This window comes from Cutibacterium sp. LaCa_255, from assembly GCF_057458005.1.
Window position 1 is genome coordinate 2,545,518 of the sequence record NZ_CP190956.1, and the last position, 15,084, is coordinate 2,560,601.

General features: G+C 63.5%; 13 protein-coding genes and 3 tRNA genes. 6 read left to right on the top strand and 10 right to left on the bottom strand.

Annotated features, from left to right (window positions below; translation table 11 throughout):
- The first annotated feature begins 121 nt into the window (after positions 1-121).
- Complete coding sequence (locus ACP8ML_RS11620) at positions 122-2,002, top strand: potassium transporter Kup (RefSeq protein WP_065673235.1); 1,881 nt, start codon at positions 122-124, stop codon at positions 2,000-2,002.
- 53 nt (positions 2,003-2,055) lie between these two features.
- Here ACP8ML_RS11620 and ACP8ML_RS11625 read toward each other — a convergent pair whose 3' ends face one another.
- A complete protein-coding gene (locus tag ACP8ML_RS11625) occupies positions 2,056-2,769 on the bottom strand; it encodes a type 1 glutamine amidotransferase (protein ID WP_065673225.1) in 714 nt (237 codons plus the stop codon).
- 112 nt (positions 2,770-2,881) lie between these two features.
- Positions 2,882-3,607: a glycerophosphodiester phosphodiesterase gene (locus ACP8ML_RS11630; RefSeq protein ID WP_117189498.1), complete on the bottom strand. Its 726-nt coding sequence runs from the start codon at positions 3,605-3,607 to the stop codon at positions 2,882-2,884.
- Between the two features lie 56 nt (positions 3,608-3,663).
- Here ACP8ML_RS11630 and ACP8ML_RS11635 point away from each other — a divergent pair, with 56 nt between their 5' ends.
- Positions 3,664-3,873, top strand: coding sequence for a PLDc N-terminal domain-containing protein (locus ACP8ML_RS11635; protein WP_004809707.1), 210 nt, complete (start codon positions 3,664-3,666; stop codon positions 3,871-3,873).
- 127 nt (positions 3,874-4,000) lie between these two features.
- On the opposite strand, the gene ACP8ML_RS11640 is transcribed toward ACP8ML_RS11635, so the two are convergent.
- A tRNA-Arg gene (locus tag ACP8ML_RS11640) sits at positions 4,001-4,073 on the bottom strand.
- A 209-nt stretch (positions 4,074-4,282) separates the two neighbouring features.
- A tRNA-Ser gene (locus ACP8ML_RS11645) sits at positions 4,283-4,372 on the bottom strand.
- A gap of 220 nt (positions 4,373-4,592) precedes the next feature.
- Here ACP8ML_RS11645 and ACP8ML_RS11650 point away from each other — a divergent pair.
- Positions 4,593-6,440: an LCP family protein gene (locus tag ACP8ML_RS11650; RefSeq protein WP_117189499.1), complete on the top strand. Its 1,848-nt coding sequence runs from the start codon at positions 4,593-4,595 to the stop codon at positions 6,438-6,440.
- 120 nt (positions 6,441-6,560) lie between these two features.
- On the opposite strand, the gene ACP8ML_RS11655 is transcribed toward ACP8ML_RS11650, so the two are convergent.
- Positions 6,561-7,538: a LacI family DNA-binding transcriptional regulator gene (locus tag ACP8ML_RS11655; RefSeq protein ID WP_065673898.1), complete on the bottom strand. Its 978-nt coding sequence runs from the start codon at positions 7,536-7,538 to the stop codon at positions 6,561-6,563.
- Positions 7,539-7,674: 136 nt separating this feature from the next.
- The gene (gene galK, locus ACP8ML_RS11660; protein WP_117189500.1) at positions 7,675-8,910 is read right to left on the bottom strand and encodes a galactokinase; all 1,236 of its coding nucleotides are present in this window, start codon (positions 8,908-8,910) and stop codon (positions 7,675-7,677) included.
- 229 nt (positions 8,911-9,139) lie between these two features.
- On the opposite strand from galK, the gene ACP8ML_RS11665 reads away from it, so the two are divergent.
- Positions 9,140-10,849, top strand: a complete 1,710-nt coding sequence (locus ACP8ML_RS11665; RefSeq protein ID WP_004809715.1) for a sodium:solute symporter family protein — start codon at positions 9,140-9,142, stop codon at positions 10,847-10,849.
- A 10-nt stretch (positions 10,850-10,859) separates the two neighbouring features.
- The gene (locus ACP8ML_RS11670; RefSeq protein ID WP_081302694.1) at positions 10,860-11,132 is read left to right on the top strand and encodes a hypothetical protein; all 273 of its coding nucleotides are present in this window, start codon (positions 10,860-10,862) and stop codon (positions 11,130-11,132) included.
- Positions 11,133-11,364: 232 nt separating this feature from the next.
- Here the strand turns inward: ACP8ML_RS11670 and ACP8ML_RS11675 are convergent, their stop codons facing one another.
- The 4 genes from ACP8ML_RS11675 to ACP8ML_RS11690 all read right to left on the bottom strand — a co-directional run bounded on the left by ACP8ML_RS11675 (position 11,365) and on the right by ACP8ML_RS11690 (position 13,859).
- Positions 11,365-11,850 carry a hypothetical protein gene (locus tag ACP8ML_RS11675; protein ID WP_016666417.1) on the bottom strand — a complete coding sequence of 162 codons (486 nt, stop codon included), beginning with the start codon at positions 11,848-11,850 and terminating at the stop codon, positions 11,365-11,367.
- Between the two features lie 78 nt (positions 11,851-11,928).
- Positions 11,929-12,011: transfer RNA gene (locus tag ACP8ML_RS11680), tRNA-Ser, on the bottom strand.
- A gap of 298 nt (positions 12,012-12,309) precedes the next feature.
- Entirely contained in the window at positions 12,310-12,777 is a 468-nt protein-coding gene (locus ACP8ML_RS11685) for a hypothetical protein (protein WP_117189535.1), read from the bottom strand.
- Positions 12,778-13,205: 428 nt separating this feature from the next.
- A complete protein-coding gene (locus tag ACP8ML_RS11690; RefSeq protein ID WP_117189536.1) occupies positions 13,206-13,859 on the bottom strand; it encodes a hypothetical protein in 654 nt (217 codons plus the stop codon).
- A 141-nt stretch (positions 13,860-14,000) separates the two neighbouring features.
- Here ACP8ML_RS11690 and ACP8ML_RS11695 point away from each other — a divergent pair, with 141 nt between their 5' ends.
- Positions 14,001-15,002 (top strand): NAD(P)H-quinone oxidoreductase, encoded by a 1,002-nt coding sequence (locus ACP8ML_RS11695; RefSeq protein WP_117189501.1) that lies wholly within the window; start codon positions 14,001-14,003, stop codon positions 15,000-15,002.
- Positions 15,003-15,084: the final 82 nt, after the last annotated feature.

A 15,084-nucleotide genomic window follows, 5' to 3' on the forward strand; every position in this document is an offset into this window, starting at 1 on the left:
CTCTATTCGACTTGCAGTTGAGACCATGAGGTCCATACTTTCTGGAGTGAGTCGCAGACATGGACGGCAGGCAGTGGCAAAGGCCACCCAGCCGATCAGTGATCCTGAACCGATCCGAGCCATGAAGCCGGGGCTGGCCCTGGCTGCGTTGGGAATCGTCTTCGGTGACATCGGAACCTCGGTGCTCTACTCCCTTCAAACGATGTTCTCGATGGAGAACCATGCCGTTCGCCCCACCCACGGTGACGTCATGGGGATCATCTCGATGATCTTCTGGTCGATCCTGCTGGTGGTGTGCGTCAAGTACGTCATCTTCGTGATGCGTGCTGACAACGACGGTGAGGGCGGCATCCTCGCGCTTATGGCCTTGGTGCGTCGTTTTATGGCCAGCCGCAAGGGCACTGGCATGACGGCAATGTTGCTCGGCATCATCGGCGCCGGGCTGTTCTACGGAGATTCCCTCATCACCCCAGCGATCTCGGTGATGAGCTCGGTGGAGGGCATCACGGTGGCCAATCCGGGCGCCGAGATGATCGTTCTGCCAGCCTCGGTCGTCATCCTGACGATCCTGTTCATCGTGCAGAGACGAGGGACGGCAGTCATCGGCAAGGCCTTCGGGCCGGTGATGGGTATCTGGTTCCTCACCCTGGCCGCCCTGGGCATCCCGTGGATCATCAGCAAGCCCTTCATCATCACGGCCCTGTCCCCGCACTGGGCGATCCTCTTCGCCATCGAGCGACCCGGGATGGCCTTCATCGCGATGGGCGCTGTCGTCTTGACGATCACGGGCGCCGAGGCCCTCTACGCCGACATGGGTCACGTCGGCGCCCCGTCGATCCGACTGGCTTGGTTCGCCGTCGTGCTGCCGTGTCTGCTCATCAACTACCTGGGGCAGGGAGCGATGATCCTTGAGCATCCCGACTGGATCGACAATCCCTTCTTCCGGCTGGCACCCGGCTGGGCGACGATCCCGCTCGTCGTCATTGCCACGATGGCCACCGTCATCGCCTCCCAGGCCGTCATCTCCGGCGCCTTCTCTATGAGCTCGGAGGCGACCCGTCTGGGACTGTTGCCACGTCTGAGCGTGCGTCACACCTCGAAGTCCGAAGGCGGCCAGATCTACATCCCGGAGATCAACTGGATCCTCTTCGTCGGCGTGCTGGCGCTCATCCTCATCTTCCAGACCTCGACGAAGCTGGCCACCGCCTATGGCCTGGCCGTCACCGGCACCTTCTTGCTGACGACGAGCCTGTTCCTGGTGCTGGCCCATCGGGCGTGGCACTGGCCCATGTGGGCTCTCATCGTCTTCGGTGTCGTCGTCGGTGGCGTCGAGCTGTCGATCTTCGCCGCCAACCTGCTGAAGATCGCGTCCGGCGGCTGGATTCCGCTGGTCTTCGCGGCCATCATCATCGCCATCATGACGACCTGGCGACGCGGTACCGCCTACATCGCCAAGCAGCGGCAGAACGACGAGGGTCCGCTGGACGACTTCCTCGACTGGGTCCATGAGACGGAGCCGACCCGCGTGCCCGGACTGGCGATCTACCCACATCCGGGACGGGCGACGACCCCGTTGGCCATGCTGAACAACCTCAAGTTCAATCATGTGCTCCACGAGCACAACGTCATCATCTCGATGGTGGTGGAGAACGTCCCACACGTGCGTCACGTCAATCGCATCGAGAAGGTCGATCTCGGCAAGCCGACCGACGGCATCGTCTACATCGCCTGCCACGTCGGATTCGCCGACTCCCAGGACGTCCCGAAGGCACTGGCCCTGGCGGCAGACAAGTGCCCGGTGCTCAAGGAGCACCTTGACGACGCGATCTATTACCTGTCGCTGGTCGACGTGAAGCGCTCCGAGTCGGAGCAGGGGGCCAAGATGACCGCCTGGCGCAAGGTGCTCTACGTGGGTCTAGCACGCAACCAGGCCGACCGGACGCGAGTGTTCCGCATTCCGCGCACCCGTGCAGTGGTCATGGGTGAGGCCGTCGATCTGTAACGATCCGGCGCTGACGTCCGTGTGATTCTCCGGGGCTCGAGGGCCCCGGGGAATCACGCCGTTGTGGGGGCGATGAGTTCCAGGAACCGCACCGCGAAGGCCTTCTCGGCGGTGACGACGTCCTCGTCACGACGCACTGCTTCGGCAGCCGAGATGGCCTCTGACCAGGGGAGACGCTGTTTCCACTCCTTCTCGGTGTGGCCGATGGTCCAGCCGTCGAAAATCTCCGGGGTGCATTCCGGGTGGAACTGGACTCCCCAGACGCGTTCGGCGAATCGGACCGCCTCGATCTGTCCGGAGGGATCGCGGGCAAGCAGCACGGCGTCCTCGGGCAGGACGACGGCGACGTCATTGTTGAAGTGGATGCCACGGTGGCCGGAGTAGACCGACAGCAACGGGTCCTTCTCCCCGTCCGGGGTGAGGTGCATCTCGGCCGGTCCGAGGCAGAGATGGTCTGAGGTGCACACCCGGCCTCCCAGGGCGACGGTGGCGAGCTGGTGACCCAGGCAGACACCCAGGAAGGGGATGCCCGCGTGGACGGTGCGCACGATGAGTTCTCGGGTGGGCGCGAGCCAAGGAGCCTGGACGTCATCCAGGCAGCCCATGGATCCGCCCAGCACCACGAGGGCGTCGGCGTCAACGGTGGGTGGCACCGGGTGGTCCCAGGCATTGACCTCGACGACGTCTGCGTCGGCGTCGCGCCAGAGCTGTCCGAGCCTGCCGAGGTTGCAGGAGGACTCGTGGACGATGACCAGGATCCGCGTCATGGCGGAAAGACTACGGATTTTCTGTCACCGCCGTGTGTCAGAGCTGTTGCGAACCGTGTGCGGATCGTGACGTGTCGGAGGGGTTCTCGGTTATGGCGCGCTGGTGCTGGGGTCAGTCCTCCGCCAGGACTCGCTGGGCAGTTGCCGGGTCATTGGTGATGACGGCGTCGACGTCGAGGGCCCGGGCAACACGCAGGTGGTCGGGGGTGTCCAGGGTCCATGTGCGCACCGTGAGGCCGGCGTCGTGGAACGTCGGGACGTCATCGCGATCGGCGAGGAGATGGGCTCCTGGGTGGACGGCCTGGACGTCGAGGTGGCGGGCGTAGTCCCAGGGATCGACGATGTCGTCGGCGTAGAGGATGGCGCGTTCGACCCGGTTGTGAGTGCGCTCGGCGACTTCGGCCATGCAGCGGTGGTTGAACGAGGAGATGACGATGCGGTCGGCCATGTGGTGGGTGTCGATGGCACGGGCGACGGCCTCGATGAGGCTCGGGTAGCGCTCGACGCTGTTCTTGAGCTCGATGTTGAGGCCGAGGGTGGTGGGGACGAGCAGGTCGAGGACCTCGTCGAGGAGGGGGACCTGGGCGGGCGGGTGGTCGGTGTTGGCGGCCGCGTTGAGGGAACGGACCTGGTCAAGGGCCATGGAGACGATGGGGCCGTGTCCGTCGGTGGTGCGATCGACGGTTTCGTCATGACAGACGACGACGTGGCCGTCGCTGGTGAGTTGGACGTCGAGTTCAATGCCGTCGGCGTCGAGGTCGATGGCGTTCTGGAAGGCGGGAAGGGTGTTTTCCGGGAACTGCATGCTCGAGCCGCGGTGGGCCCACACGGTGGTCATGTGGTCATGATGCCACGGGCATTGACCAGGGTGCCTGCGCCAGTACGCTGGATGGCATGGTCATGACCGGTATCGTGTTCACCATTCTGTGCATCCTGGCCGTCGCTGTCCCACTCGCGCTGTTCATTCTCGCCCTGCTGTCAATCCTCAGCTCGGACATGCTGACGGGAGCCGGGAAGCTGATCTGGATCGTGGTGTGCTTCTGTTTCCCGATCATCGGGCCGATCGTGTGGTTCATCGCCGGGAAGAACATGGCGTTGAGCTGAGTTCCCAACCAGGGAACATGGTGTACACGCCGTGCCAATGGACGTCCGTGGAGCATTGATCCGGCGTCTTTGCCACACTCCTCCAAGAACCACGAAACCCCGCCACGAGGGCGGGGTTTCGATCTTGCGCGCCCGGAGGGATTCGAACCCCCAACCTTCTGATCCGTAGTCAGATGCTCTATCCGTTGAGCCACGGGCGCTTGGCGCTGCGCGCGTTGCTAAACGTTACAACGCTCGATCCTGCAACGCAAACTTGAGGACCTCCAACCCCATCCAACCCGCTTGAACAACGGATCTGAGAGCCATCGGCACCCGAACTGCCGTCTGGCACCCCAATGGGCACCTGGCAGTAGCACTCCAGGAAAGCACCGCACCCGGCGCCCTCCAAAAAGGAGTCACCGGGCATCCGCGGAGGTGGCGGGATTTGAACCCGCGATGGGATTACCTCCCAAACCCGCTTAGCAGGCGGGCGCCATAGACCTGACTAGGCGACACCTCCAAGTGCCGTGTCAGCCTACCGTCTCAACCCCCATCCCTCCAATTCCGGCCCCTTTTCGCATCCGCGTCAACACCACGGCGCCCCAGACAAGAGCAGCCGCTCGCGGCTGTCTCCCCGCGTGTCGCGATTTGCAGACCCTTGGCCAGCCGGTCCCACGTCCCATTGGTGCCAGCGGTTACGATGGGGTCCGCCCCATCGACATTTGCGGAAAGGCACGAGCATGGCTGACGAGTCACACGGCGCCAACTCGCCGTCTCCACGTCACGCCGCCAGACCGGACTGGATGGACGACCCGGAGGCCAACGAGGACACCCATGTCCTGCGTCGCGCGGACCTCGAGGCCGCAGCGCGAGGACCCGTGTCCTTTCCCCGTCCACGTCGCTCAGCCACCGAGCCCCCCATCAATGCCCCGCAGCCGCCCCGCGAGCCAAGACCATGTCCCACCCCGGCCCGACGCGCCGCGTCGTCATCACCGGCGAGCAGAGGTCGGCACACCCCATTGCGGTGGAACGAGGAGGCCAGACTCAATCATGCCTTCCGCACCTGTCTGGGATGGACCGTTCTCGGAGCGATCGTTCCCGGCCTGACCCTGTCTCGCAGCCGCACCCCACGTCGCCGGGTCGCGGGACTGACGGTTACCGGCTTCCTCCTCATCGCGCTAACCATCGCCGTCTTCTTCATCCTGACCAACCCGACGGTCGCAGCAACCGTCGTTGTACGTCCAAAGCTGCTGACCGCGCTGACCTGGGGCCTGCCGATCCTGGCCATCGTCCTGGTCGCTCTGCTCACCTTCTCCCACCTGGACCTCCGCCCCCGCGGTATCACCCAGGGCCAGCGATGGCTCTCGACCGTCCTCGTCACCGCGTTGTGTACCACCATCGCGACCCCCTTGGCCGTCGCCGGGCGCTATGCCTACGACGGGGCACACATGCTCGGTCGGATCTTCACCGACCAGCGCTCCGGCACTCGTCCCTCCATCGACTACAACCAGGACGTCAAGGCCATTTGGGCCTCCAAACCACGGGTCAACGTTCTGCTCGTCGGAGCTGACGACACCAAGGCGCGCAACTACAGCGCCGATAATTCCATGAACACCGACACGATCATGGTGGCGTCGATCAACACCTCCAACGGTGACACCTCCATCTTCCAGATCCCCCGCAACACCGCGAAGATGCCCTTCCCGGCTGATTCGCCACTCCACCAGGACTTCCCTGATGGTTTTGTCGGGAAGGACGGCGACGGCAGCAACCCCGACTACATGGCCAACGAGATTTGGTCGACGGTGTCGGCCCACCACGTCGATCGCATGGGCGAGACCGACTACCCCGGCGCTGACGCCCTCAAGCTGGCCACCGGTGAGGCTCTCGGCCTCAAGATCGACTACTTCGTCATGCTCGACATCGACGGCCTTCAGAAGCTCATTGACGCCCTTGGCGGCGTGACCGTCAACGTCAACGAGCGTCTGCCCATCGCTGGCAACACCGAGGGCAAGAAGCCCGACGGCTACCTCAAAGTTGGCCCTGACCAGCACCTCGACGGTTACCACGCCATGTGGTACGCCCGGTCACGGTCGGAGAGCACCGACTACGACCGCATGGGACGTCAGTCCTGCCTCATGAAGGCTGTTCTCGACCAGGCCAGCCCGCAGACCGTCCTGACGCGCTTCGAGTCGATTGCTGACGCCTCCGGTCAGATGGTCGTCTCCGACATCCCGCAGGGCATGTTGCCGGCCTTCGTCGACCTGGCCATCAACATGCGTGACGCCAACATCAACCGCGTCGTCTTCACCAATGGCAAGCACGGGTTCGTCTCGGCCAATCCGGATTACGACCTCGTCCGCAAGCAGGTGGATGCCGCCATCCATGGCGTCTCAGAGTCCAGGAACAAGAACAAGCCGGTGACGGGAGCCTCGGCAGCCAAGCCCAGCAAGACGGCTACGCCGACACCGGCCCGGAGCGAGCCGAAGAAGTCCTCGCACAGCGCCACCCCAAGTTCCGCGTCGACCAACCGTGACGTCTCGCAGTCGGTGACTGACGCCTGCGCCTACAACCCTCAGGAGCCGTGACGAGCGGCGCTTGGGCAGGATCTCCCTGGGTTGCACACCTCGCTGGCTGCCCCCGTGCAGGCGGGTGAGTCGGCTAGAGCCTCGCAGGCGGGTGACCTGAGCGGGTGAGGCCCGCCGTCGTCAGTGGTGTGGGGCCGCAGTACTCCCTCGAACGACCAGCGGAGCCGACACCATCTCCGAGGTGGGCTCATGACGAGCCCCCTGCAATTGAGCCATGAGTTCCTCGGCAAGACGCTGACCGATTGCGGCAAAATCCTGACGCACCGTCGTCAACGTCGGCCACACCAGATTGCCCAGGATGTCATCGAATCCCACCACGGACACGTCCTCAGGCACCCGGACCCCCATGTCCAGCAGACCGATGATGAGGCCTGCCGCCATCTCGTCATTACTGGCCACCACTGCGGTCGCGCCGGCGGCCTTGAGGTGGCGAGCGGCCTCGCATCCCGACGAAGCCGTCCAGTCTCCGACGACGACGTCGGGAACATCACAGTCGTTGGTCTCCAAACACTCCTGCCAGGCTTGACGACGCACCGCGGCCTGGCGGGAGTAGGCCGGCCCGCTGACGAGGTGGACGGTTTGGTGCCCCAACGCCAGGAGGTAGTCGACAGCAGCGCGCACCCCAGCGGCTTGGTCGCACCCCACGGTCGAGAATCGGCTGCACGTCGGACCGGCCACGACAACCGGGGCGCCTGGCGGCACCTCGAGCTCGTCAAGTCGATCGAGCTCAAGACCCTCGATGATGAAACCGTCGACCCGCCCCGACATCCGCTTCATGGCGTGCCCGTAGGCCCCGACGAGGTCATCGGTGGGCTCGAGGCGATCCAGGACGACGGCGAAATCACTACGCCGGGTGGCGTCGACGATGGCCTGAACAGTGCGCAGCTCGCCGGTGCGAGAAAGATCCGTGGCAAGGACGCCAATGGCACTCGTGCGCCCCGAGCGGAGGCTGCGAGCGGCGAAATTGGGCGAGTACCCCACCTCGGCCATGGCCTGGAGAACCTTCTCGACGGTCTTCGGTCGGACCGCGTCAGAGTGATTGACGACGCGTGACACAGTCTGCTGAGATACTCCGGCAGCTGCGGCGACATCGCCCATCGAGGGTCGGGACGATCCACGACGCTGTTGCTCGGTCATCACAACACCCTTCACGACAGTGGGCCATCTGCCCGCATCCGGCTCGCCACCGCGTCCACCGTCGGACGGGCGTGGAACTGGCGAATTCTGCCCCACATCATTGCACCCGGAGCGCGGCCGGACCCGGGGTGACGACATAGAGATCAGGGTGGGTGAATTCTGCGTCGCGGAAGGCCTTGACGACCTGCCTGGCAGCGTCGTTGCAAACGTCGCGGTCGACCAGGGCGATGGCACAACCACCGAATCCACCACCGGTCATCCGCGCGCCGAGGGCCCCGGCAGCGCGGGCTGCGTCAACGGCGGTGTCCAGCTCGGGGCAAGTGACCTCGTAGTCGTCACGCAAGGAGTCGTGGGAGGCGTCCATGAGCGGTCCGACCTCGCGGATGCGTCCGGCGTCGACGAGCTTGGCGAACTGAGTGACGCGGTCATTTTCGGTGACGACGTGACGGACGCGGCTGGCCATCTCCTCGTCGTCGAGGGCTGACAATGCGGCGCCGAGGTCGCCGACCTCACGCAGGCTGGCGACGCCAAGAATGCGGCAGGCGCTCTCGCAGGCGCGACGTCGTGCCTCGTACTGACCGTCGACGAGGCGGTGGGAGGCTCGGGTGTCGATGACGAGGAGTTCCAGGCCGGCGGCGTCGAGGTCGAAGGGAACCTGACGAACCGACCAGTCGTCGCAGTCAAGGAGGAGGGCGTGGCCGTCGGTGGTACGCAGGGACGCCGTCTGGTCGAGGCCCCCGGTGGGAGCTCCGGCGACCTCATTCTCCGCGGCGCGGGCGGCATTGACGAGGTCGGTGCGGCCAGCGTCAGAGTCGGACAGGCCGAGGTCGTAGAGATCCGCGAGAGCCAGCCCGACACCACACTCGACGGCTGCCGACGAGGACAGACCTGCCCCCAACGGGACGCAGGTGACGAGAGCGGCCTCGAACCCGCCGATCTCGTGGCCAGCCTCACGCAGGGCCCATGCGACGCCGGCGGTGTAGGCCTGCCAGCCATTGACCGACCCGGGAGCGATCTCGTCGAGGGTTCCTTCCCAGGAGAGGATGGAGTCGGCAAGCTGGGAGACGAGGACAACCTTGTCGTCGTCTCGACGTCGGGCGGCGACGTAGGTGCGGTGAGGCAGGGCGATCGGCAGGCAGAAGCCATTGTTGTAGTCAGTGTGCTCGCCGATGACGTTGACGCGTCCGGGAGCGGCCCAGACGCCGTCGGGAGTGCCGCCGATGTGCTCAGCGAAGAGGTCACGGGCGCGGCCTGCGCCATCCTCAGTCGACCACGCCGTGCCGATCGTGGTGGCCTCGGGATCCGCCGCGAAGGCGTCAGTTGTCTGCGACATAAGTGGCTCCTTTGCCCGTCAAAACCGTTGTCAGTGAGGAAGACCGTACCGCCGCTGCCGACGATGGCAACGGCTCGGTGGGCACTTCGCTCACTCATAATGTTTACGTACTCAAAAATAGCGGGTCGGGGTGTGACCCTGCCACGTCGGGAGCCTATGGTTCCCCGAGGGGGCGGTGCCCACAACGCCGTCACTGCCCTCGTAATGACAGAAAGGACCACCCCACACAATGCCGTTGGAGACGCTCATCAACGCGGGATTCGTTGACTACCTGATCCTGCTCATCTATTTCGTGTTCGTTCTCGGAATCGGGCTGGCTGCCAGACACCAGGTGTCCGACTCCCTTGACTTCTTCTTGTCCGGGCGAAGCCTGCCCGGGTGGGTAACGGGGTTGGCATTCGTATCAGCCAACCTCGGTGCCGTGGAGATCATGGGTATGTCGGCAAATGGAGCCCAGATCGGCATCCCGACCGTGCACTACTTCTGGATCGGAGCCATCCCGGCAATGGTCTTCCTCGGCATCGTCATGATGCCCTTCTACTACGGCTCTGGGGTGCGCTCGGTGCCGGAGTTCATGCTCAAACGATTCGGGCCGGCTGCGCACTTGGTCAACGCGATCTCCTTTGCACTAGCCCAGTTGCTCATTGCCGGTATCAACCTCTACCTGCTCGGGACGATCGTCCACGCCCTACTGGGATGGCCGTTGTGGGTTGCCCTCATCGTTGCTGCGGTGATCGTACTTGCTTACATCAGCCTTGGTGGCTTGTCGGCAGCCATTTACAACGAGGTGCTGCAGTTCTTCGTCATCGTCGCCTCCCTGCTGCCGCTGGTCATTATTGGTCTGCACCGTGTCGGCGGATGGAATGGGCTCAAGGCCAAGATCACCGCCGCAGCGGAGGCCCATCCTGACGCCGTGACCCCGGCTGCCCAACAGTTGCATTCCTGGCCTGGACAGGCGCTGTCGGGATTCACCGACCCGGTGATGTCGGTCATCGGCATCACCTTGGGCCTCGGATTCGTGCTGTCCTTCGGCTACTGGACGACGAACTTCGTCGAGGTGCAGCGCGCCATGGCGTCCGACTCGCTGTCGTCGGCGCGCAAGACTCCGATCATCGGCGCTTTCCCGAAGATGCTGGTGCCGTTTCTCACCGTGCTGCCAGGCATGCTGGCTGCGGTGCTCGTGCCGGAGATCGCTCGGATGAAGGCGGGCGAGAAGATCGCCGGTGGCGCGTCGGGCAACGTCGTCCAATACAACGACTCGGTGTTGTTCCTCATTCGCAACCTGTTGCCGACCGGCCTGACGGGTGTCGCGATCACGGGCCTGCTGGCGGCGTTCATGGCCGGTATGGCCGCGAACATCTCGGCGTTCAACACCGTCTTCAGCGTGGACATCTGGCAGCACTACGTCATCAAGGACAAGGCTGACGTCTACTACGTCAAGGTTGGCCGAATCGCCACGGTCGTCGCCACGGTCGTCGCGATTGGGACCGCGTTCCTGGCGTCCGGCTTCTCCAACATCATGGACTACCTCCAGACCCTCTTCGGGTTCTTCAACGCTCCGTTGTTCGCGACGTTCGTCCTCGGCATGTTCTGGAAGAAGTCGACACCTCACGCCGGTTGGTCGGGACTCGTCGTCGGTACTCTCAGCGCCGTGACGGTGTGGGTCATGAGTCTGACTGGTGTGTTCACCTTGCCAGGTCAGGGAACCGCGTTCCTTGCTGCCACGGTCGGCTTCCTCGCCGACATCATCGTCAGTGTTGTGGTTTCGCTGTTCACGACGCCGAAGCCGGCTGCGGAACTCGTCGGTCTGGTGTATTCGGAGACGCCGAAGGAGAGCTTCGTCGATCCGCACGAGAAGAGCCTCCCGTGGTATCGACGCACGGTTCCGCTCGGCATGACCGTGCTTGCCATCACTGTCGTTCTCAACATCATTTTCTGAGGAGGTTGTCATGCCGAACGGAACTTCCACGGCCCGTCGCAATCGTCGCAAGGTCGCCCGCGCGATGGATATTCGTACCGTCATTGGTGACTTGCTTGCGCTCTACGGAGCCATTCTGACGATCACTGGTCTGGTCAGGGGGGCAGACGCTCGAGCTGATGTGTGGGCGGGGATCTGCCTGCTCATCGCCGGGGCAGCGTTCTTGTTGTGGGTGAAGGTTCGCCCCATCGAGGTGCCGGAGGATCTCAGCGAGGCGGATGCTGGAAAGCATGAGGAGAGCTGACACCAGCTGGTTGAACTTCGTGCTGAGGCGTGGCCGGGCCGTGGGTAACGCGGTCCGGCCACGTCGTCATTTACCATCGCTTTCCTCGCACACTACCGATCCCGTCCTGGTCCAGGGAATGCATCGTACGTCCTCGTCCCCTCCTCTCCACATACACGTTGGACACGCAAGAAGGCCGCGGCATACCGAACTACTTCTGGAATGCCACGGCCTTCTTGGGCGGTGATTGGGGTCAGACGCTTTGACGGTAACCGCGTGAGTTGTCGAGGCGGTGTGCGACGTCGACGGCCAAATCATCCATTTCCTGAGGGTTCCCGACGCCGGGACGAACGATGTGAGTGCGCCCGACTTGGCCGTGGTAGAGGGTGAGACGGGAACGCGACTCCGTGAGGGCTGCCTTGGTGACCTTGTCCCAGGTGCCGCGGCGATCCTGCCCAGCACCATGGATGTGGTAGCCCGTGTCATCGAGGTCGACGTACAGCTTCATATGGAGCATCGACCAGGCTGCCGTCACCGCGAGGGCAATGCCACATGCGAGAACGGCAATGAAGAGGATGGTCACGGCTTCATGCCAGTTGTTGGCGATGCTGATGATCATGAGGACAGCACCAATGATCGAAAGGATGCCGGCGATGACGAAGCCACGGATCGGAGGCTCCGGCGACATGACGTGCCGGGTCGTGCCAGGCGGAAGATCCGTGAGGTTCTTCTTGGCCATCCCCATCTCCCGTCGCTGCAAGGTTGATCTGTGAGGGCTCGGCCCCCGGGTGCCAGGCCTGAGGGGCTGACCTCATAGCGGCGAGAGTGGGATTCGAACCCACGGAGGTTGCCCTCGGCCGCTTTCAAGGCGGCTGCACTCGTCCACTATGCGATCTCGCCAACCGAGCTCTGCCCGGTGGTCACATCTTAGCCATGATTCGGCGGTACTACCCACCGTCTCGGGCAACGGCAGGATATGAGGCCTGCACATGGCCATTGATGTGCGCTTTGGTTCTCCGGCGCTGCCCGGAACATTCACGGTGACAACACCCACCCCGGAACGTCCGGCTCGGAAGCTCCTCCTTCCCCCTCCTCTCCCACACACGGAACACTTGCCCCCAACAGGACCACCTCCGGTGGCATCCAGCCATCGGGGCACTGACGCGGGTATCGGAACCGCGAGCCCCTGGGCCTGCTCTCACCGCACTCCCGGTTTTGTCAGCACTCCAATGAGCTCGTTGACCTTGAGTGGCTTGGAGGACGACCGCGTCGTGACGATCTCGCCCGACTGGTCACCCGATTGCCACCCGACTTTCCAGACCTCAGTCATGCGAAGGGTGTAATTGCCCGGATGCTGGTAGATGTAGCCGCAATGTGGGGATTGGGCGCGCGGATCGGCGTTTGCGGGACGAGGGGTCGAGTGAGTGCAGCGGATGGTCTTCTCACCGGTTTCGTAAACGGTATCCACTCGCTGTGCGTCGAGTGATACGACGATTCTATGTGCGGAGTCGCTCGCGGTGTGACGCTCAACCCCTGGGTTGTGGAACCACAATGGCTGCCCTACGGCCGTGATGTTCCACTTGTTGGCCGAGGGACGCGGCTCGATGTCGATGACGGGTTTCGCCAATCGAATGCCCGTCGCGATGTCGATGGACCAGGCTCTGATCTCGTCAGGTGTGGGGCCAGCAGGTCTCGTCGGTGCAGGACGCGGGGCTCGACGACCAGGCTTCGGCTTGTCGTCACGCGTATTCAACCCTGGCAAATATGGTATTCGGTTGAGGTTCAATATGGATGAATCAATGTATGCGTCACTCCCCCACCGCTTGCGTGGCTCGGGCGATCCTGGTGACGCGGGATCACGGTGCTTGTCGACATGGGGATGACGGCGCTTGTGATGGGAGCCCCGGTGACCTGGGGTGCCGTGCTTGGAGCCCCGATCGATATTGATGCCAGGCTTTCGGTGGGAACCTCCGCCTTTGTACCTGACGCTGATTGATCCCCGTTTCGAATCCTCGCTGACTCCACCAGAACTCTCCGCAAACGCAGGAGCTTCAGTACACAGAATCGAGAGGATCACTATCGCAAAGACGTTTTTTACGCGTGACATGAATCGACCTCTCCCGACTCAGCATCAGTCACAATTAGGCCATGGCCTTCATCGTCCATTGAAAGCTTATCTCTTCGAATACGACCCGATATCACTTTGTCATCCTTCGAGTCCTTAAATCTCCAATCGGAGAAGTCAGCACACCCCAAAATCGTGATATCAAAATCATTTTCTCCCGCGACTCTCGAAATCTTGACATCACGGAACGGACGATCGAGCGGTAAAGCTCGATGTCCTCGCTTCTCCGCCTCCATATACGCCTTGAACGTAGCATCTGCGCCGTCCTCACTCAGAATCTCTTTGAGCTCAGGTGACAAGGAATCACCCACACCCTCCACCTCGAGCTTGTAGATCTCGTCCAAGTACGTCTCATAAACCTTCTTCGCCTCCAGGAACAACGCATCCTCTTTCGTCCCCGGGACCGGTGTCGCCGTCGCCTTCACAAACCTCGGCCCATCCAAACCCGGAGTCGCGGTCGAATTCGTCGTCACCACGCTCGGGGCTGGCGTCACTCCGCCCATCGAGCCCGGAGTGTCCCCAGCACCACCACAGGAAACCGTCCCCAAAACCGCCACGACAAGGGCTGTTGTCGTCGCCACATGCCGTCGACAGCGTCCGCCGTGCTCACCATTCATCACCATGGCGACAATCCTGAAGGTCCGCACAACCGTTGAGAACCCTCGCATCCGAAATCTGTGGATAACCCCGAAAATCTGTGGATACAACCCATGGGTGATGTGAAGAATCCCAGCGTCACTCCCGCCCTGTGGCAGGCTTGAAGTATGCATGCGATCACCGTCCGCCCAACTGACAAGACAGACTCAAAGGGCCGCCATCGCCCCGGTCCGGAGTGCATCGAATGGACCGAAGTCCCCACACCCGACCCCGGTCCGGGCGAGGTCCTCGTCAAGGTGAAGGCAGCAGGCATCAACCGCGGCGACCTCCTGCAGCGCCAAGGCCTCTACCCGCCACCGAAGGGCGTTTCCGAGACCATGGGCCTCGAGGTCACTGGGACTGTCTCCTCCCTCGGCACCGATGTCGACGGCTGGTCCGAAGGCGACGAGGTCGTCGCCCTGCTCGCCGGCGGCGGATATGCCGAGTACGTCATCGTCCCGGCCGGCCAGCTTCTCCCCATCCCTGCAGGCATCGACCCGGTCACCGCATCAACCCTCATCGAGGTCGCGGCCACCGTCATCTCCAACATGGACCACGTCAGCCTGTCCGAGGACGAGACCTTCCTCGTCCACGGTGGCGCCGGCGGCATCGGACAGTTCGCCATCCAGTACGCCAAGTCCCTCGGTTGCACGGTCATCACCACCTGTGGCACCGCCGAGAAGCAGGAGTTCTGCCGCAACCTCGGCGCCGACGTCGCCCTCGACTACCACGAGGACTGGGTAGCCGGCGTCAAGGAAGCCACCGATGGCCGCGGCGTCGACGTCATCCTCGACGTCATGGGTGCCAAGTATCTTGGCCTCAATGTCGACGCCCTGGCGACCGGCGGCCGCCTCGACATCATTGGGATGCAGGGCGGCATCAAGGGAGACCTCAACATCGGCAAGCTCCTCAACAAGCGCGCCTTCGTCACCGCAACCAGCCTGCGCCCACGTCCCCTGGAGGAGAAGGCCAAGATCTGCCAGCGGGTCCGTGAGATCGCCTGGCCGCTCTACAGCAACGGCAGCATCAAGCCCGCCCCCGTCGAGTCCTTCGCCATGCCCGAGGCAGGCAGGGCTCACGCTCGCCTGGAGTCCGGCGAGGTGCTCGGAAAAGTCGCGCTGACCCTCTGAGCCCCTTCAACAGAGAACGACCTGCCACGACTTCGGCTGCGGCAGGTCGTTTTGTGTACCCGGCCATCTCGTTCCCGCGCCC